Origin of the sequence: Kitasatospora sp. NPDC057940, from assembly GCF_042887425.1 — a bacterium.
In the GTDB taxonomy this organism is placed as follows: Bacteria; Actinomycetota; Actinomycetes; order Streptomycetales; family Streptomycetaceae; genus Kitasatospora.
Window position 1 is genome coordinate 327,097 of sequence record NZ_JBHVPH010000004.1, and the last position, 16,916, is coordinate 344,012.

The 16,916-nt window shown below is 70.6% G+C and carries 19 protein-coding genes; 7 read left to right on the forward strand and 12 right to left on the reverse strand.

The window, feature by feature from the left end; all coding sequences use genetic code 11:
- Positions 1-35: 35 nt before the first annotated feature.
- From ACFVTF_RS09810 to ACFVTF_RS09820, 3 genes are all read right to left on the reverse strand, one after another.
- Positions 36-941 (reverse strand): hypothetical protein, encoded by a 906-nt coding sequence (locus tag ACFVTF_RS09810; protein WP_387811427.1) that lies wholly within the window; start codon positions 939-941, stop codon positions 36-38.
- A gap of 187 nt (positions 942-1,128) precedes the next feature.
- Positions 1,129-1,365, reverse strand: coding sequence for a hypothetical protein (locus ACFVTF_RS09815; protein ID WP_063347197.1), 237 nt, complete (start codon positions 1,363-1,365; stop codon positions 1,129-1,131).
- A gap of 29 nt (positions 1,366-1,394) precedes the next feature.
- Positions 1,395-1,754 (reverse strand): ATP-binding protein, encoded by a 360-nt coding sequence (locus tag ACFVTF_RS09820; protein ID WP_387811430.1) that lies wholly within the window; start codon positions 1,752-1,754, stop codon positions 1,395-1,397.
- Positions 1,755-1,961: 207 nt separating this feature from the next.
- Here ACFVTF_RS09820 and ACFVTF_RS09825 point away from each other — a divergent pair, with 207 nt between their 5' ends.
- Positions 1,962-2,825 carry a helix-turn-helix domain-containing protein gene (locus ACFVTF_RS09825; RefSeq protein ID WP_387811433.1) on the forward strand — a complete coding sequence of 288 codons (864 nt, stop codon included), beginning with the start codon at positions 1,962-1,964 and terminating at the stop codon, positions 2,823-2,825.
- A complete protein-coding gene (locus ACFVTF_RS09830; protein ID WP_387811436.1) occupies positions 2,818-3,009 on the forward strand; it encodes a DUF397 domain-containing protein in 192 nt (63 codons plus the stop codon). The genes ACFVTF_RS09825 and ACFVTF_RS09830 overlap by 8 nt, the downstream gene beginning before the upstream one ends.
- A gap of 96 nt (positions 3,010-3,105) precedes the next feature.
- Here ACFVTF_RS09830 and ACFVTF_RS09835 read toward each other — a convergent pair whose 3' ends face one another.
- On the reverse strand, positions 3,106-3,483 hold the full coding sequence (locus ACFVTF_RS09835) for a nuclear transport factor 2 family protein (RefSeq protein ID WP_371516627.1): 378 nt from the start codon (positions 3,481-3,483) through the stop codon (positions 3,106-3,108).
- A 201-nt stretch (positions 3,484-3,684) separates the two neighbouring features.
- Positions 3,685-4,416: an SDR family NAD(P)-dependent oxidoreductase gene (locus ACFVTF_RS09840; protein ID WP_387811439.1), complete on the reverse strand. Its 732-nt coding sequence runs from the start codon at positions 4,414-4,416 to the stop codon at positions 3,685-3,687.
- Between the two features lie 94 nt (positions 4,417-4,510).
- On the opposite strand from ACFVTF_RS09840, the gene ACFVTF_RS09845 reads away from it, so the two are divergent.
- Positions 4,511-5,362 carry a LysR family transcriptional regulator gene (locus ACFVTF_RS09845; protein WP_387811442.1) on the forward strand — a complete coding sequence of 284 codons (852 nt, stop codon included), beginning with the start codon at positions 4,511-4,513 and terminating at the stop codon, positions 5,360-5,362.
- 36 nt (positions 5,363-5,398) lie between these two features.
- Here the strand turns inward: ACFVTF_RS09845 and ACFVTF_RS09850 are convergent, their stop codons facing one another.
- Positions 5,399-5,935: a DUF3291 domain-containing protein gene (locus tag ACFVTF_RS09850; protein ID WP_387811445.1), complete on the reverse strand. Its 537-nt coding sequence runs from the start codon at positions 5,933-5,935 to the stop codon at positions 5,399-5,401.
- A 239-nt stretch (positions 5,936-6,174) separates the two neighbouring features.
- Positions 6,175-6,918: an SDR family oxidoreductase gene (locus ACFVTF_RS09855; protein ID WP_387811448.1), complete on the reverse strand. Its 744-nt coding sequence runs from the start codon at positions 6,916-6,918 to the stop codon at positions 6,175-6,177.
- 99 nt (positions 6,919-7,017) lie between these two features.
- On the opposite strand from ACFVTF_RS09855, the gene ACFVTF_RS09860 reads away from it, so the two are divergent.
- Entirely contained in the window at positions 7,018-7,920 is a 903-nt protein-coding gene (locus tag ACFVTF_RS09860) for a LysR family transcriptional regulator (protein ID WP_387811451.1), read from the forward strand.
- A 96-nt stretch (positions 7,921-8,016) separates the two neighbouring features.
- Here ACFVTF_RS09860 and ACFVTF_RS09865 read toward each other — a convergent pair whose 3' ends face one another.
- From ACFVTF_RS09865 to ACFVTF_RS09875, 3 genes are all read right to left on the reverse strand, one after another.
- Entirely contained in the window at positions 8,017-9,006 is a 990-nt protein-coding gene (locus ACFVTF_RS09865) for a sterol desaturase family protein (protein WP_387811454.1), read from the reverse strand.
- Positions 9,007-9,071: 65 nt separating this feature from the next.
- Positions 9,072-9,797, reverse strand: a complete 726-nt coding sequence (locus ACFVTF_RS09870) for a hypothetical protein (protein WP_387811457.1) — start codon at positions 9,795-9,797, stop codon at positions 9,072-9,074.
- 344 nt (positions 9,798-10,141) lie between these two features.
- The gene (locus ACFVTF_RS09875) at positions 10,142-11,185 is read right to left on the reverse strand and encodes a hypothetical protein (RefSeq protein ID WP_387811459.1); all 1,044 of its coding nucleotides are present in this window, start codon (positions 11,183-11,185) and stop codon (positions 10,142-10,144) included.
- 210 nt (positions 11,186-11,395) lie between these two features.
- On the opposite strand from ACFVTF_RS09875, the gene ACFVTF_RS09880 reads away from it, so the two are divergent.
- Positions 11,396-12,448, forward strand: coding sequence for a HEAT repeat domain-containing protein (locus tag ACFVTF_RS09880; protein ID WP_387811462.1), 1,053 nt, complete (start codon positions 11,396-11,398; stop codon positions 12,446-12,448).
- Between the two features lies 1 nt (position 12,449).
- Here the strand turns inward: ACFVTF_RS09880 and ACFVTF_RS09885 are convergent, their stop codons facing one another.
- The gene (locus ACFVTF_RS09885) at positions 12,450-12,698 is read right to left on the reverse strand and encodes a hypothetical protein (protein WP_387811465.1); all 249 of its coding nucleotides are present in this window, start codon (positions 12,696-12,698) and stop codon (positions 12,450-12,452) included.
- 422 nt (positions 12,699-13,120) lie between these two features.
- Here ACFVTF_RS09885 and ACFVTF_RS09890 point away from each other — a divergent pair, with 422 nt between their 5' ends.
- Positions 13,121-15,115, forward strand: a complete 1,995-nt coding sequence (locus ACFVTF_RS09890) for a ricin-type beta-trefoil lectin domain protein (RefSeq protein ID WP_387811468.1) — start codon at positions 13,121-13,123, stop codon at positions 15,113-15,115.
- 79 nt (positions 15,116-15,194) lie between these two features.
- On the opposite strand, the gene ACFVTF_RS09895 is transcribed toward ACFVTF_RS09890, so the two are convergent.
- Positions 15,195-15,788, reverse strand: a complete 594-nt coding sequence (locus tag ACFVTF_RS09895) for a TetR/AcrR family transcriptional regulator (RefSeq protein ID WP_387811471.1) — start codon at positions 15,786-15,788, stop codon at positions 15,195-15,197.
- 138 nt (positions 15,789-15,926) lie between these two features.
- Here ACFVTF_RS09895 and ACFVTF_RS09900 point away from each other — a divergent pair, with 138 nt between their 5' ends.
- Positions 15,927-16,883 carry an SDR family NAD(P)-dependent oxidoreductase gene (locus ACFVTF_RS09900; protein WP_387811474.1) on the forward strand — a complete coding sequence of 319 codons (957 nt, stop codon included), beginning with the start codon at positions 15,927-15,929 and terminating at the stop codon, positions 16,881-16,883.
- Positions 16,884-16,916 lie beyond the last annotated feature (33 nt).

Below are 16,916 nucleotides of genomic sequence, written 5' to 3' on the forward strand. Positions count from 1 at the left end.
GTGGGGTCCGGACCATCACTCACACGTTCACCCGTCTACTCTAGCTCCCCTTCGGAGGCGGCTCCCTCCGGCTCGGAGCCTCCCGAGCTCAGCCCGGCGAGTCGCGCCCCGGCGGCCTCGCGAACCTCCGGCCGCTCCATCGGATCGTCCCGCAGGTGGGCGAGGCGATCGCGGACGTGGGGGCGGTCGGGGGCGTGCGCGACGGCCAGCAGGCGGGCGTCGGCCTCGCAGTCCCAGAGGCATTCGGTGTACACCTCGGCCAGCCCGGCGGGGGCGACGGCGGCCAGTGCCTCCAGGTAGGCGGGGCGCTCGGAGGAGTGCGGTGTCCACAGCCAGAAGCGGCGCAGCAGCGACGCGGCCCCGGCGGCTTCGGGGCCGAACCGGGCCAGGCCCCGGGCGGTGTGCACCGGGCCGCACCACTCCTGGGCCGCCCACTGCCGCTCCAGCTCGCCCGTCGCCACGGACGGATCACTCGCGCCGCCGCCGTGCTCCGGCGGCAGGGTGCACGGGCTCGCGCTGTGCCGCCCGGGGGCCGGGTCCGTCGAGCCGCGGGGGCCGCGCCGCTTCCGGACGTCCTGCCCGGCCGCCCGGTGCTCGCCCTCGCCGACGTGGGAGCGGAGTGCGGCCCGGGCCTCGGCGGAGCCGCCGAGCGCCAGCAGCTCCAGGACTCCGGTGGCCCGCAGGCAGGTGTCCTCGTCCCCGGCCAGCAGTTCGACGATCGGTCCGACCGGCAGTTCCAGGTCCCGGACGAGCCGCGCCAGGTAGAGGTGCCGGTCGTCCGCCTCTCGGTCCCAGCGCCAGTCCCAGCGGATGCACCCGTAGACCAGCTCGGCGGCTGCCGCCGGGTCCTCCGCCGCCATCTGCGCGCCGAGGCCCCGGCCGCGCTGCAACAGCCCGGGCAGGGTGCCTGCCGGGGCGTACTCGTATCTCCGCTGTGCCACGTGCCCAATCGTCCCTTAGCCCCCGACGGCTGGGCGGCGGGGGCTGGGGGGTGGGGGCTGGGGGGTGGGGGTCAGGGGCTGGGGGGTTAGTTGTCCTCGTCGGGCGGGGTCGCCTTGAGAGCCGTGATGACACCGAGGGCGACCGTGGCGATCGCCAGGGCGAGGAGGACGGCGAAGGCGGTGGCGATCAGGAAACGCACGAGTCGTCGCCTCGCTCGGCGGCGAGGAGGAGGGAGAGGAGGTTGAGGAGGGTGGAGGCGGGGGCGGCGTTGAAGCGGACGAGGATGCGGCCGTCGATGGTCTTGTCGGTGGTGGCCGAGGGCCAGATCAGGCCGAACCTCCGGCCACGTTCCTGGACTTCGGCGAGGAGCGTGTGGATGTGGTCGTCGGTGTAGTGCCGGATCCGGGGGTCGGTCGGCAGCATGGGGCGACGGCGAGGGAGGGGGAAGGGCATCAGGCGGCGTCCAGCTCGAACCAGACGGACTTGCCGCGTTCCTGGGGGTCCACGCCCCAGCGGTGGGTGAGTCCTTCGATGAGTTGGAGGCCCCGGCCGGACTGGGCGAGGGGCGCCGGCTGTTGCTTCTCGGGGAGGATCGGGCTCTCGTCGCTGACGGACACCCGGAGGGTGGAGCCGACGGCGAGGATGAGGACGAGCGGCGCAGGGGTGCCGCCGTGCCGCCAGGCGTTGACGAGCAGTTCCACGAGCGCGAGTTCGGCGTCGTCGGTGACCGAGGTCGGGTACCCGCAACGACCCATCGCGTCGCGGAGCGACTGGCGGGAGATGGCGAGGGAGGGCGTGTTGAGGTGACGCATGGGAGTTCTCCCGAGGCGTGATGGTGAGGGAAGAACCGGCGGCATGCCGCCGAAAGCCCAGCAATAGGGCTTTGTTGACGATCCGTCGGATCGCTGTGACATCGACCATAGCGCAGTCTGACTTCAATTGAAGGCGACCTGGCTCAGGTTCCCTCTTCCGTGCGAAGCGCGGCAGACTGGTCCCAAGCGCCCCATCGAGAGGACACCATGCCGCTTCGCCGCGAACCGACCCTGCGCCAACGTCGGCTGGGGGCAGAAATGCGAAAGATGCGAGAGCAGGCAGGACTCGGCGGCAGTCAACTCGCTCGTGAGCTCGGCTTGGCACCAACTCAGGTGACACAGATGGAGAACGGAAAAATCGGCGTCAGCGCCGAACGGCTGCGCACGGTCGCCGAAGCCTGCGGCTGCTCCAACACACCGCTCATCGACGCCCTCGCCGATATAGCTGTCGAACGAGGAAAGGGCTGGTGGGAGAAGTATCGCGGCGCCCTGTCCATCGACTTCCTGGAGATCGCAGAGCTTGAGGCAAGCGCACACAGGATCTCGACATGGGCCACGACCTACATCCCCGGACTGCAACAGACCGAGGCCTATGCGGCTGCAGTGTTCTCCCGGTTTGCTCCGTCCATCCCCAACCATGACCTCGATGCCAGGACCACATTCCGCATGCAGAGGCAACAAGAGGTCCAGCTACGCGGGGCGCCCTACGTCTCCTTCATCCACGAGGCAGCCCTGCGAATGCAGTTCGGGGGACCTCGGGTCCTCGCCGATCAGCTCGCCAGCCTCATCAAGGACTCCCTGTCTGGCCGACTCTCGGTCCGCGTCGTGCCTTTCGATCTCGACACCTTCCCCGGCGGGGGCGAGAACATCATGTTCGTCGAAGGCCCCGTGCCTGAGCTCGCTACGCTCCAGATGGATACTGCGGTGGGAGTGATGTTCTTCGACTCCCCGGCAGGCCTGGCCCGCCATCGAGCAGTATTCGAGCACCTGGACACCGTCGCGCTCGCCGAGACCGAGTCGCGGGAGTTCATCCAATCCGTTGAGGATGAAATGCGAGGCAAGTATGCGTGACTCCGAGTGGCAGAAGTCCAGCTTCAGCGGGGCTTCTAACGAGTGCGTGGAGGTCCGCACGGTCGACGGGACGGTCGAACTCCGCGAGTCCGACGAGGGCCACCTCACCATCCCCACCACCCCCGCCCACTTCGCCGTCTTCCTCCAGGCGGCCAAGGCCGGCGAGTTCGACCACCACGCCTAGACACACCACGGCGCAGGAAGTCGACCAGCCCGACTTCCTGCGCCAAACAACCAACGGGAGACGAGTTCACCAGAGGGACAGCGCCAGCAGGACGACTCAGGAGTCGGACGGCTCGATCTCCCCCGCAAAGACGATGACCTGGTCGATGAGGCTCCGCCGCAGATGGACGACGTCCGTTCCCGCCAGGCGGGGGCCTCCGTCCGGCGTGGTGAAGACCCACTGGTACCGGGCCCACTCGCCAGGCATGTCCACCGCCGAGCAGCGCGCCATCGTGCCGGCCCCCGCCGGGTGGTGCCGGATGTCCAGCACGAACTGCTCGACCGCCGCGATTCCTTCGCTGCGACCCAACGGCCCCCAGAAGACCACGTCCGAGGTCAGGGCCTGGGAGAGCAGGGCAGTCACATAGCTGTCGTCCGAGGCGTTGAACGCGGAGATGAAGGTGTCGATCGCGGAGCGTGCCGTCTCTTCCTGCATGCCCCAGTAATACCAGCCGTTGCGCGCGTGCTCGTCCCGCGAGCCGCCTTCCGATCACGTCGGACCATCCCGGTCACAGCACTGGACACACCACGACGCAGGAAGTCGGCCGACCCGACTTCCTGCGCCGAACAACCAACGGGCCCAGATGGCGCGGGCGGCGAGGCGGCCTCACCCCGGCGGGTGAGGCCCTCGTGCGCATCACCAGGGCACTACGCCGGCGTCCTCGAAGAACTGACCGGTCGGGCCGTCGTCGGGCAGGGTCGCGAGCTTGATGGCGATCGCCGCGCCCTGTTCGGGGGTGCGCACGCCGCGGAAGCCGTTGAGGTCGGTCGCGACGTAGCCGGGGCAGCCGGCGTTGATCAGGATCTTCGTGCCGCTCAACTCCCGGGCGTACTGGAGGGTGACGGCGTTCAGGAACGTCTTCGACGGCGCGTACGCCACGGCCACCGGACCCGCCGTCTGCTCGGCGGCGGCTCCTGACTGGCGGGTGAGGGAGCCGACGCTGCTGGACATGTTCACGATCCGCGGCGAGGCGGAGCGCCGCAGCAGCGGCATCATCGCGTTGGTGACGCGGATGACGCCGATCACGTTGGTCTCCACGACCGTCCGGATGGTGGCGGGGTCGACCCGGGTGGGTTCCTGGGGCATGCCGCCGGTGATGGCCGCGTTGTTGACGAGCACGTCGAGGCGCCCGGCGCGTTCCTCGATCAGCCGGGCGGCGGCGGTCGCGCTCGCGTCGTCGGTCACGTCCAGCGGTACGCCGAACGCGTCGACGCCGGCCGCGCGCAGCCTCTCCACCGCGGCCTCGCGGCGCCGGTCGTCGCGGGCGCCGACGCCGACCCTCCAGCCGAGTGCGCCCAGGCCCGCGGCGATCTCGTAGCCGATTCCCTTGTTCGCGCCGGTGACCAGCGCAGTCGTTCGTTCGCTCATGGGGCCATGCTGCCGTCGGCCCCCGGTCGGGGTCCAAGACCGATCGGGTCGACACCGATACCGTCCGGGTATTGATCCGGAGTACCGTGGCCGGATGGAGACCCGGGAACTGCGCTACTTCGTCGCTGTCGCCGAGGAGCTGCACTTCGGGCGCGCCGCGCAGCGCCTCGGGATCGCGCAACCGCCGCTGTCACGGGCGATCCAGCAGCTCGAACGCCGGCTCGGGGCAACGCTGCTGGATCGGACCAGTCGCACCGTCACGCTGACCGGGGCCGGCTCGGTCCTGCTGGTCGAGGGTCGGGCGGCCCTGGAGGCGGTCGACGCCGCCGAGCGTCGGACCCGCCGCGCCGCCGCCTCCCCCACCGGCCGGCCCGGCCTGGTCCTGGTCACGAAGGCCAGCGCGTCCAGCGAACTGCTGGCGGAACTGCTCGACGCGTACGCCGCCGAACCCGGCGCAGTCCCCGTCGACGTCATCCTGTGCGGCCCGGCCGAGCAGGCACGGTTTCTGTTCGAGGGCCGGGCCGACGTGGCGCTGCTGCACCGGCCGTTCGACTCGACGGCCAGGCTCCACACCGAAGTACTCGGCACGGAGGGCCAGGTGGTGGTCCTGCCGGCCGGGCATCCGCTCACCGACCGGGACCATGTGCACATGGCCGACATCACGGGGCTTCCGGGCCTGCCCCTGCCGCGCTGGCCCAGCCCCGACGGCACCTACCCACCCGGCCCCGGGCCCCAGGTCCGCGACCACGCACAGCTGTTGCAGCTCGTCGCGCTCGGCCGGGCTTGCGCGGTCTCGCCGGAGTCGTGCCGAGCCCAGCTGCACGGTGACCTCGCGGCCGTGCCCGTGCTGGACGCGCCGAAGGTCACCACCGTGATCGCCTGGCCACCGCACAGCCGGTCCAGGGCCGTCGCCGACTTCGTCCGGACGGCGACACGTCTGCGCTAGTTACGCCATGCCCGGCCGGGTTCCACCTGTCGGCGGTCACACTCCGGGCCTCGGCCTGGTCGGAGTTCCGTCCGGGGCGAACGCGTGGTGGAAGGTGAAGGCGTGCGGCGCGGAGCCGTGGTCGTGGAGCTGTTCCAGCCTCGAAACCCCGTCCTGCCAGGTGGGTATCACGCCGTCGGAGACCCACCAGAACACGTAGGCCGGGCGTCCTGTCCTCTCGAACCAGTCGTAACGCCTGTTCAGCGCCTCACGGTGCAGGCCGGTGTAGATGGCGTCGAAGGCGGAGTGCGGGTCGGTCCAGAGCGAGAGGGTCGCGGCCAGGGCGGTGGTGTCCGCCGTACGGCCCTTGCCGTACCAGGCCGGCACGGCGAACTCTCCCCATGCGCCCCAGTCCAGGTCGAAATGCGGGCCCTGGCCGCCGCCCGCCGCTTCGGCATGAGCGAGGTACCCGGGGTGCCGGCTGATCGTCCGGTAGACGGTCTCGCCGGTGTCGTGGAGTTCGCGCGTGAGAGGGGCGGGATCGGCGAGAGGTGACTTCAGGACACCGAACGTGTACAGCGCAAGATGAGCCATGCGTCTCTCCCTGGTTGGAAGTGCCTGCTGTGGGCCCGGCCACGGGTGGCGCGGCCCGAGAGAACTCCCGTACGACCGTGGGCGATCGCCGAGAACCAGGGGTGAAGGTAGCCGCCTCCGCGGCCCCTGTCGAAGTTGCGTTTTCCCCGCCCGAATGGCCTCTTGCGCCGGCCGTTGCGGGCGCCCCGAACAGCCGGCGGATCGCGAGACGCCCCACCCCGAGCCTTCTGCAACAAGCTTTAGAGTTGCGAAGCCCCTCCGTCGACAGGGAACTCCGCCCCCGTCGAGAAGGTCGCGCCGAACGCCAAGTACGCCACCGCGGCGGCCACTTCCTCGGGCGCCCCCAGCCGCTGCATCGGGTTCGTGCTCCGATAGGCGTCCTTCATCACCTCGACGGCGTCGGCAGGCACGGAGCGGTCCAGGATGCCCGTGTCGATCGGTCCGGGGCTCACGGCGTTGACCCGTACCTTGCGCGGCAGCAACTCGCGGGCCAGGGTGCGCGTCATCGACCGCAGGGCCGCCTTGCTCGCCGAGTAGACACTGAGCGCGTCGAGGCCCAGGACGTTCACCACCGACGTCGTGAGGACCACACCGCTCCCCTCGCGCAACAGCGGCGCCAACGCCTGCACCGTGAAGTACGGGCCCTTGGCGTTGACGCCGAACAGCGCGTCGTACATCTCCTCCGTCGTCGAGTCGAACGGCGCGGACGCGGTGACGCCGGCGTTGACGAACAGCGCGTCCACCGCGCCGAACCGCTCCCGGACCGTGCCGGCCAGCGCCTTGATGTCCGTCAGGGACGCGGCGTCGCTGCGGACGGCGACCGCCTTGTCCCCCAGGTGCTCCAGCGCGGCGTCCAGGGTGGCCCGGGTACGGCCGGTGATCAGTACGTGCGCCCCACCGTCCGCGAACAACCGGGCCGCAGCCAGGCCGATACCGCTGCTTCCGCCCGTGATCACGATCTTCTTGCCGTCATAAGTGGTCATGCCCTCAAGCCAACTGCCCACCCGCACACCCCGTCCAAGACCTGTTCCGCATGCCGCCATGCCCCAGGCGCATGACGGCGTGCGACGTACCCTGGGCGAATGGACCTCGACCTGCGGCTCGTCCGCTACTTCACGGTCGTGGCGGAGTACGGCAACTTCGGCCGGGCCGCCACCAGGCTCCACCTGGCGCAGCCTTCGCTGAGCCGTCAGATCCAGCGACTGGAGACTCAGCTCGGGGTCCGGCTGTTCGACCGCTCGCCGCAGGGCAGCAGCCTCACCGACGCCGGTCAGGCCTTCCTCTCCAGGGCCCGGACACTGCTCCAGGAGGCCGAGCAAGCCGCTCGCACGGCCAGGGCCGCCGTCCAGCCCCGTACCATCACCGTCGGCTACGCCGAAGGACTGGTCATCACCGCCTGTGTGCAGGAACTGCGCCGCCGGCACCCTGACGGCCAGGTCCGCACCAGGCACCTCGACTGGCGGGACACGCACGCCCTCGCCGAGGGGCGGGTCGACGCCCTCGTCGCGTACAGGCCCCTGCCCCTGCCCACGGACGGCTTCCGGGTGACCGAACTCCACGAGGAGTCGCGGGTGCTGGTCACGTCGACAGGTCACCGCCTGGCGAACGAGAAGACCGTCAGCGCACGGGCTCTGTCGGACGAGGAACTGGTCGCCTGCGTCAGCACTCCGGTGCTCTGGAGCATGCCCAAGCCCGTCGGCAACCGCCCGGCACCACCCCCGCCCGCGATCGACGACAGCTTCGAGGACAAGCTGGAACTCATCGCCACCGGCCACTGCGTCGCGGTCTTCCCTGCCGGCGATCGACGCGCCGCTGTGCGCGAGGACATCGCCCTGGTGCCCGTCGTCGACATCGATCCCTGCGAGGTCGTGCTCGTCACGCGCGCCGACGATCCCAACCCGCTGCTCGGATCGCTGGAGGACGTCGCACGTACCTTGCTCGGCCCGGCCTCCCGACGGGAGAACGACGGCCTGCCGGTCAACTGAACCCCTGGCCTCCGAGAGGGGCCGGCTCAACCCGTCCGACGCCCGACTGCGCAGGAAGTCGGCCGGCCCGACTTCCTGCGCAGCCCCGGCGGAGGATCAGGCGGTGCCCGCTTTTTCCTCGACCAGGACGGCACCGGAAGCCGGTTCGGTCTTGCGCAGCGGAAGCTTGGACCAGCGGAACGGAGCCAGCAGCAGGCCGACGTAGGAGTCCGGCAGCCGGACCTGGTCGGCCAGGCCGATGTCCTCGGGCGGCATCCGGTCAGCGGGCAGGTAGAAGGTCCCGAACAGCAGATCCCACACGACGACCTTGCCGCCGAAGTTCTTGTTGGCCTCGCGCAGGTCCCTGGAGTGGTGCCAGCGGTGCCCCTCCGGTCCGGGCACCAGGTAGTTCAGCGGGCCCAGCCGGACGTCCATGTTGGAGTGCATGGTGACGCCGTGGCAGTTGTAGAAGGTCAGCAGGATGATCAGGCCGGAGAGGCTGTGCAGCGTCCACCCGGTCAAGGCCAGCGGGAAGACGATCGCCACGTCGTCGAGGAAGAAGTCGACGGGGTGGAACCGGGCGGAGTTGAGCCAGTAGAGCCGCTCCGAGCTGTGGTGCACCGCGTGGAAGCGCCAGAAGACCCGCGAACCGTGAATCCAGCGATGCATCCAGTAGTAGAAGAACTCTCCCACCAGGAGCGCCAGCGCGGCCTGGGCGACGGGAGGCCAACTCGTCGGCCACAACGTGCTGTCCAGCTCTTCGGAGAGCAGGACGGATCCGGCGAACAGGACCGAGAGGAACAGCGGCTCGATCAGCCGGGCGACCACCAGCAGGGCCACCAGGCTGGAGGTGGCGTCCGAGACGACGTCCTTGCGCGAGCGGTTCCAGCCCTCGTAGAACGGCTGGACCCGCTCCAGGACGGCCACGTACACCGAGGCGAACAGGGTGACCATCGGCACGATGGCCCACTGCGGGAACGAGGTGTCGACCAGGGTGATGGATGCCCCGAGCGTCAGCACCATGAGGATCGGATAGCTGAGGTAGCGGATGGTGAAACGCAGGGCTCTGCGTGCGGCGCCGAGTTCTCTCTCGGTTGCTGAGTTCATTCCTGATCTCCCCGTGGACTTCATCGGACTTCTTCTGCACCCCTCCGCGCGGAACGGGCAGGTGTCTATTGGCTTTCGGCGATCTGCTGCCAGATCCGGACCGGCCCCAGCGGCGCGAATCCGTTCGCCTCGGCGGCCGCCAGCTCCGCGTCCCGCTCGTATCCGACCAGGTCGACTCCCGGCGCCTCCTCGTGAGCACAGGAGACGAGACCGGCCCAGGTCCGGGCGGATTCCCCCGGGGGGCCGAAGACGTTCGTCACCCCCGCCACACCGTGGCTCAGGTGGAGCACGGCTCCCGCCACCAGGCTGTCGCCCGAGAATCCCCCGAGGAAGACCACGTCGTCATCGAGCAGAAGGGTTTCGGGGAACGTGTTCACCGAGGTGTCGCCGCCACCCGCCCATGCCTGCTCCCACGTCCGCAACCCATCGGCGCCGGTGACACGCCGCCACCGCTGGTCGGCACCGCCCCGTGACGCCACCGGCGCCGGGGCCGCGACGGCGGCCGGCCGGTGGATCCACTCCGCCTCGATGAGAACCCGGTAGTTCCCCGGGAGGAGGTCGGCGTTGGCGAAACTGTCCTTGACGAAAAGCGGTCCCAGCGGCGCCTCCCGCAGGACGTCGAGAACCTCCGAGCCGGACATCGTCGGGCTCAGGATCACCAGGTTCGGGTAGTACGTGAGGCTCTTCTTCAGATTCACCCACGCGACGTCGGAGATTTCTCCGGAGAACCCGTGCGCCCGACACATCGCCTCGCACCAGGACGAGTTGTTCCGGGCGGCGGCGAGCAGCATCGGCGCCACCGGGGGGCCGTCGGCCGCAGCCCGGCCATGGCCGAACCATCCCGCCGCGAGGGCCGCACCCGAGCGAACGGATCGGCACCAACGGACCCACAACCTCGTTACGTCCACCAACTCCCTTTCGTCAAGGCCGACCGCCTTCAACGTCCTTCGTACACATCAGTGTTGCGCGGTGCCCCGCCATGATCACGCCTGCTCATGACCACGTCAAGATCCTTTCCAGGGGTACTTCCCTGCGCCGGTCCGAGAATGCCGAGTCCCGACTCCGAGCCCCTGCCCGCAGCACGGCCCGGGTCACCCGGGGTCGTGCTGCGGGCAGGCCGACCGTCGCGAGACGGTCAGGGGGTGCACATGGCCAGGGCGCGGCTCTGGCCGCTGTGCGCGCGGACCGTCCAGGCGTTCGGGTTCTGGGGGTCGGGGGCGTTGAGTTCGACGTCGTCGTCGACATCGCCGGTGGCCATGGTCCGCAGACGGGCGTCCTGGCCGCCGCCGGCGAGCTGCGTGCCCTGAGGACAGGCCGCGCGGACCTGCTGGCCGTCCTTGGACCAGTCGGAGGCGACCACGGTGGGCACGGGCGCGCCGGCGACGCACATGGCGAAGGAGCGCACGGGCCCGCTCTTGGCCTGGACCATCCAGGTGTTGGCGCTGTCGGGGGCCGGACCGTTGGCCTCGATGCCGTCGCTGAGCGCACCGAAGCCGTTGGTGTCCAGGCGGGCGTCCTGGCCGCCGCCGACCAGGCCGGTGCCGCTCGGGCACGCCGCCTTCGCGATCCACCCGTCCTTCGACCAGGCGGAGACGACCACCTTCACCGCGGGGGCTCCGGCGGCGCACAGCGCCAGGGCGCGCGCCTGACCCTTCTTGGCCTGGACGGACCAGGTGTCAGGGGTGTTCGCGTCGGGGGCGTTCAGCTCGACGTCGTCGTCGACGTCGCCGGTGGCCATGGTCTGCAGGCGGGCGTCCTGGCCGCCGCCGATCAGGTGCCGGCCCGCGGGGCAGGTCGCCGTGGCGATCCAGTGGTCCTTGGACCAGTCGGAGGCGACGACGGTGGGCACGGGCGCGCCCTTGGCGCACATCGCGATGGCCCGGACCGAGCTGCTCTTGGCCTGCACCATCCAGGTGTTGGCGCTGTTCGGGTCAGGGGCGTTGGCCTCGACGCCGTCGCTGAGCGCGCCGAAGCCGTTGGTGGCGAGGTGGGCGTCCTGGCCGCCGCCGACCAGACCGTAACCGGCGGGGCAGGCCGCCTTCGCGATCCACCCGTCCTTCGACCAGTCCGATGCCACGATCTTCACCGTCGGAGCGTTGTCCGCCGATGCCGACGGCACCCCCGCCACCACGGCGCCCGCCGCGAGCACCCCTGCGAGGACGACACGGGTCCTGTTCATCACACAAGTCCTTCCACACATCTCGAAAACCGCTGCGATCATGGGGAGTTCGCGCCGAGTCTCCCGCTCGGGTCCCCCTCCGCCACGCCGCAGTCGACCCGAATCCCCCGATCGGGTGACGAACCGGCGCCGACGCGGCCGAGGACCGGAGGCGCGGTCGGGCCGACAATTCCCGCGCGCACTCGCGGTTTCGTGCACCAGAATGCCCGCATGGAAACGGACACCGTGGCGGAACTGGTCACGCGGGCACTGTCGGCAAAGCGCGCCATCACCGCCTCGGACGACCCGGACGACCACGACGGCTGGAACGAGTACGCACCGGTGCTGTGGCAGGCGGCGGCCGACGAGGCGGCGCTGCCGCTCGGCCTGGAGCTCATCGGCTCCGCCGATCCGATCGAGCGCGCGGTGGGCTGCGACCTGCTGCGCGACACCAACTACCACCACGAGGCAGTCCGCACCGAGACGGCCACCGCGCTCGTCGCCCTCGCCCAGCGGGAGACCGAGGGCGGCGTGCTGAGCTCCCTGGCGCGCGCGATCGAGAAGACGCGCGACCCGCGCGCCGTCCCCGTCCTCGTCGCCCTCGCCGGGCACCCCGCCGCCGAGGTCCGCGAGGAGGTGGCCCGCTCGTTCGCGGAGGTCCTCACCGGCCTGCCGGACGGGCCGGACATCCACACCCTCATCGGGCTGACCCAGGACCAGAACCCGCACGTCCGCGACTGGGCGACGTTCACCCTCGGCGTCCAGTCCGGGGCGGACAGCCCCGCGATCCGGGCCGCGCTCTGGGCGCGGACGGCCGACGAGCACGACGAGACCCGGATGGAAGCGATCCACGGACTGGCCGGTCGGCGCGACCCCCGCGTCATCCCGCTCCTGGCCGAACTGGTCGGCAACCCCGAGGGCGCACACGCCCTCACCTTCAGCGCGGAGCCGATCACGGGCGCCCCCGAACTCCTGCCGCCCCTCCCGGAGTACGAGCCCGGCGACGACTGGACCACCGACGCCGTGAACGCCTGCAACCCGGTGCGGCGGGCCCGCCTGGACGCCTTCGCCTGGGAGCTCGTCCGCACACTCCACCGGCTCCGTCCCGACCTGGACGCCGCCGTCGCGATGGAACGTTTCGGCTGGGGCCGCTCCCTCGACATCCACGCCGCCCCGGAGCCGACGGGCTACGACATCGAGGCACTGCTCACCCGCGCGGACGGCGACCCCGTACGCGCCGCCGAACTGGTCTCAACCGAGCTGCCGAGGATCCAGCCCGCCTGATCTAGCCCCTGGCGCCCCTGCCGCGCAGGAGGTCCGCGATGCGCGCGTCGACCTGCTCGCGGTCGTAGCCCCGCCACACGACCTCGAACGCCGGCGGGGGCGGCGGTGAACCGGCTTCGGACAAGGCACTGAGGTAGCGGTCGACTTGCTGGCGCTCGTAACCACGCCGCACCAGGTCGAAGCCACGGAACTCTGACGTTGTCGACACTTCGCAGGCCCTCCCATCTTCTGCGTCCGCGTCCGTCGCCATGGCACTGGCGACGGAAACGCCGGTGCGGCCACCGGTACCCACCGGCGTGGCCGCAGCTCACACCCTAGCCCCACCCACCGACAGACGGCAGGCAACCTCCGGACCGTCAGAAACCCGTCAGCCCCGCCCCGTCCGGCCCGGTCGCAGCGGCAGCACCCCCCGGACGCGCCAGCCACGATCGTGTGGACCAGCGGACAGGTCCCCGCCGAGGGCGCCGGCTTGACCCGCCCGGCGCGGGTCCTCGGCCTTTCCACGGCCGGCCACCGGCATTGTGCGCGGTCCGCGGAGTCCACCGTTCCGGGGCGGAGCGTGAAAAGGCGTCAAGACCTCCCGGCCCGCCATATGGATTCCGTATGGAGTCGCGGGACGGAGGATTCCGGAACCTACGATCCATCTTTGCCGACCAGAAAGATGAATCCGATATGAAATCCCTGTCCCGCCTCAAACGCGCCCTGGCCTGCGGGATCGCCGCAGTCGCCATGGTCTCCGGCCTGAGCGCACAGGCCCAGGCCGCGCCTGCGGCAGCCCCCGTGGACAAGACCTGCGGCACCCCGGCCTCGCCGGGCGGCGGCAACTGCATGACCGCGCTGATCGGCTCCGCCTTCGACACGATCAGGCTCATGCGCAACGCCGCCAACCTCAACAAGCTGGACAACGCGGAGTTCACCCAGAGCACCGCGTCGAAGTTGAGCGCGAGGTTTCCCGGGTTCAACGTCATGGTGTTCAAGACCGTGGGCACCGACCTGTATGACACCGAGTGGTTCAAGAACGAGTACAAGTCCGACATGAAGGGGGTGTTGATCGACACCACCTACAAGCTCAACCATTTCCTGGACAAGGAGAAGAAGGAGCCCTCCGGCTACGACATATTCCGGATCTGGGTCTTCCAGGGGGATTCGACCATTCGCAACCGCGGCGACGGCGGTTACATGAACTGGGCGTTCATCGGCAATGACGGCGACACCGTCAAGAAGGAGCCGTGGACCTGCCGGGCGGGCACCGCGCGGCCCTACAAGTGCGACGGCGACGTGCGCACCATCCACTTCCCCGCGCGGTCCGGCTACGGCACCAGGACCGGCAGCCTGACCCCCGACTCCAGCCCCGGCTACCACGCCTGCCTGGACGTCAACGGCAACGGCAACGCGAACGGCACCCCCGTGCAGATGTGGGAGTGCAACGGCAGCGACGCCCAGAAGTGGACCTACAACGGGTACAAGCTCCAGGCGGCCAACGGCAAGTGCCTCGACCTGGAGGCCAACAGGACCGCGAACGGGACCAAGCTCCAGGTCTGGGACTGCCTGGAGATCCCCGGTCAGCGCTGGAACATGTCGGCCGGCGGCGGTTTCCGGCACATGACGGACATGGAGGACCGCTCCAAGGACGTCTGCATCGACGACTTCAACGGCCAGACCTCCAACGGCAGCACGGTGGCGGCCTGGGCCTGCGGCTCCGAGGACCGGCGCGACGCGCCCAACCAGAACTGGGCCTGGGGCGGCACCCCGCCGACCACCAACCCGCCCACGCCCGGCGGGGGCGGCGGCAGCAACGGCGCCGACGTGACCCTGAAGCTCGACAACGGCCTGGGCGCCGTCCCGGTCAACGGCGCCGCCGGCGCATCGGTCGTCGCCGGGATCCGGGGTGGCAACGAGTCCAAGTGGAAGCTCACCCCGGTCGGCGGCGGTCGCTACCGGATCACCAGCTCGTACGGGCTGGAACTCACCGAGAACGGCAACTACATGGCCGAACTCCAGCCGTGGAGCAACTCCTCCCGGCAGAAGTGGGAGCTCGTCGGAGTCGGCAACGGCAAGTACCAGATCCGGATCTCCGACGACGACTGCCTCGCCCACGACGCCGACTTCAAGCAACTCGGCGTGTGGACGTGCAAGTCGGGCTGGCAGCAGGCGTGGGTGCTGGAGTCCGCGTCCGGCGGCGTGATCACCCCGACCGACCCGACCAACCCGACGAAGCCGGACCCCAAGCCCAAGCCGGACCCCAAGCCGAAGCCGGACACCAAGCCGACCGTCCCGACCGAGCGGCCGCTGTTCCTGAAGCTCTCCAACGGCCTGGGCGCGTCGGCCCCCACCGAGACCTCGACCTGGGGGGCGCCGATCGTGGGCGGGATCCTGGGGTACAAGGGGTCCACCTGGACGATCAAGCCGCTGGGCGGGGACCGCTACCGGATCGTCAACGACCTCGGGTACAACCTCACCGAGAACCCCGACACCTACGTCGCCGAGCAGCAGGCGTGGGGCGGCACCTCCAACCAGAAGTGGCAGTTCGTCGGCCTCGGCAACGGCAAGTACCGGGTCCAGATCGACGACGACAACTGCCTCACCCACGACTCCGACTTCAAGCAGCTCGGGGTGTGGAGCTGCGAGGGCGGCTGGAAGCAGGAGTGGACCTTCCAGCTCCTCTGACCGGCCGCACCAGGCCGCAGCCACGACGAAGGACGAAGGGCGCCAGCCGCGTACGGTTGGCGCCCTTCGTCCGTTCTTCTCAGCCGACGCCCCGCCCGGAGGCGGCGTGGTAGCGCAGGCCGTCCATCAGGAGGTCGAGGAGGCGTTCCATCCGGGCGTGGTGCTCGGGGGTGGTCGCGGCCATGGACAGGCCGCTGAGGCTGAACAGCACGTCCTCCGGTTCGACGTCGGCGCGCAGCGCGCCCGACTCGGCCCCGGCCCGCAGGAGTTGCGTGATCGCGGCGGTCAGCATCGCGCGGCTGTGCGAGAAGGGGTTCCCGCCGGAGGCCATGAGCGCGCGCAGCGCGTCGGACATCCCGCGCTTGGTGGTCATGTAGCGGACGAAGCCGTCCATCCAGGCGCGCAGCGCGGCGGCGGGTTCCGTGCCGTCCAGCAGTTCCGCGGCGGAGTCGCACAGCTTGGCGAGTTCGCTGCGGTAGACCGCCTCGACGAGTTCCTCGCGGGTGGCGAAGTGCCGGTAGAGGGTGCCGATGCCCACGCCGGCCTCCTTGGCGATCGCCCCGAGCGTCGCGTCCGGTCCGTCCTGGGCGAAGGCCCGCGCGGCCACTTCGATCAGTCGGTCGCGGTTGCGGCGCGCGTCGGCGCGCAGCGGCCGGGGGTCGGCGGTGGTCACGGCTGGTCCTCCTCGGGTTGCAAACGGAGGATGCTCCGCTTAGCCTGGAGACATGCGGAGGGCCCTCCGGTTTCCACTCTACCGGCCGCCCCCTCCCGCGCACCCCCAGCTCCGGTCACCCAGCCAGACGGGAAGATCATGAACGCCAACACCCCGCGCCTCACCACCCCCTTCGGCGCCGAGTCCACCGCCGCCGAGGTCATCTCCGGCGTCGACCTGACCGGCCGCCGCGCCGTCGTCACCGGCGGTGCCTCCGGCATCGGCGTCGAGACCGCACGCGCCCTCGCCTCGGCCGGCGCGCAGGTCACCCTCGCGGTCCGCGACCTCGACGCCGGCGCCCGCACCGCCGAGGACATCACCGCGACCACCGGCAACAAGGACATCCGGGTCGCGCCGCTGGACCTCGCCGACCAGGCCTCCGTCGCCGCGTTCGTCACCGCCTGGGACGGGCCCCTGCACATCCTGGTCAACAACGCCGGCGTGATGGCCTCGCCCGAGCTCCGCACGCCGGAGGGCTGGGAGCTCCAGTTCGCCACCAACCACCTCGGGCACTTCGCGCTGGCCACCGGCCTGCACGCGGCCCTGGCCCGGGACGGCGGCGCCCGCGTCGTGGCCGTCAGCTCCAGCGCGCACCACCGCTCCCCCGTCGTCTTCGAGGACATCCACTTCCGCGAGCGCGCCTACGAGCCCTGGTCCGCCTACGGCCAGTCCAAGACCGCCAACGTCCTGTTCGCGGTCGAGGCCGCCAAGCGCTGGGCCGCGGACGGCATCACCGTCAACGCCCTGATGCCCGGCGGCATCCGCACCGCCCTCCAGCGCCACGTCTCCGAGGAGGAGCTCGACCGGCTGCGCGCCCAGGCCGCCAACGGCGCCGAGCTGCTGTGGAAGACCACCGAGCAGGGCGCGGCGACCTCCGTCCTGCTCGCGGCCTCACCGCTGCTGGCGGGCGTCAGCGGCCGCTACTTCGAGGACTGCAACGAAGCCGTCCGCGGCGAACTCAGCGCCCGCAACGGCGTCTCCGCGCACGCCCTCGACCCCGAGGCGGCCGCCCTGCTCTGGCAGGTCTCGCACGACACCCTGGGCAGCCGCGACTGACGGCCCGCAGCAGAACGCCCCGCTCCCCCCTGC

Excerpts from the sequence above, each read along its gene's own strand:
- ACFVTF_RS09860 (WP_387811451.1), top strand. The coding sequence starts at position 7,018 with ATGGACCTCGACCTGCGGCTCGTCCGCTACTTCACGGTCGTGGCGGAG.
- ACFVTF_RS09835 (WP_371516627.1), bottom strand. The coding sequence starts at position 3,483 with ATGCAGGAAGAGACGGCACGCTCCGCGATCGACACCTTCATCTCCGCG.
- ACFVTF_RS09875 (WP_387811459.1), bottom strand. The coding sequence starts at position 11,185 with ATGAACAGGACCCGTGTCGTCCTCGCAGGGGTGCTCGCGGCGGGCGCC.
- ACFVTF_RS09830 (WP_387811436.1), top strand. The coding sequence starts at position 2,818 with ATGCGTGACTCCGAGTGGCAGAAGTCCAGCTTCAGCGGGGCTTCTAAC.
- ACFVTF_RS09820 (WP_387811430.1), bottom strand. The coding sequence starts at position 1,754 with ATGCGTCACCTCAACACGCCCTCCCTCGCCATCTCCCGCCAGTCGCTC.
- ACFVTF_RS09890 (WP_387811468.1), top strand. The coding sequence starts at position 13,121 with ATGAAATCCCTGTCCCGCCTCAAACGCGCCCTGGCCTGCGGGATCGCC.
- ACFVTF_RS09840 (WP_387811439.1), bottom strand. The coding sequence starts at position 4,416 with ATGAGCGAACGAACGACTGCGCTGGTCACCGGCGCGAACAAGGGAATC.
- ACFVTF_RS09880 (WP_387811462.1), top strand. The coding sequence starts at position 11,396 with ATGGAAACGGACACCGTGGCGGAACTGGTCACGCGGGCACTGTCGGCA.
- ACFVTF_RS09815 (WP_063347197.1), bottom strand. The coding sequence starts at position 1,365 with ATGCTGCCGACCGACCCCCGGATCCGGCACTACACCGACGACCACATC.
- ACFVTF_RS09850 (WP_387811445.1), bottom strand. The coding sequence starts at position 5,935 with ATGGCTCATCTTGCGCTGTACACGTTCGGTGTCCTGAAGTCACCTCTC.
- ACFVTF_RS09885 (WP_387811465.1), bottom strand. The coding sequence starts at position 12,698 with ATGGCGACGGACGCGGACGCAGAAGATGGGAGGGCCTGCGAAGTGTCG.
- ACFVTF_RS09845 (WP_387811442.1), top strand. The coding sequence starts at position 4,511 with ATGGAGACCCGGGAACTGCGCTACTTCGTCGCTGTCGCCGAGGAGCTG.
- ACFVTF_RS09825 (WP_387811433.1), top strand. The coding sequence starts at position 1,962 with ATGCCGCTTCGCCGCGAACCGACCCTGCGCCAACGTCGGCTGGGGGCA.
- ACFVTF_RS09870 (WP_387811457.1), bottom strand. The coding sequence starts at position 9,797 with ATGCTGCTCGCCGCCGCCCGGAACAACTCGTCCTGGTGCGAGGCGATG.
- ACFVTF_RS09865 (WP_387811454.1), bottom strand. The coding sequence starts at position 9,006 with ATGAACTCAGCAACCGAGAGAGAACTCGGCGCCGCACGCAGAGCCCTG.
- ACFVTF_RS09900 (WP_387811474.1), top strand. The coding sequence starts at position 15,927 with ATGAACGCCAACACCCCGCGCCTCACCACCCCCTTCGGCGCCGAGTCC.
- ACFVTF_RS09855 (WP_387811448.1), bottom strand. The coding sequence starts at position 6,918 with ATGACCACTTATGACGGCAAGAAGATCGTGATCACGGGCGGAAGCAGC.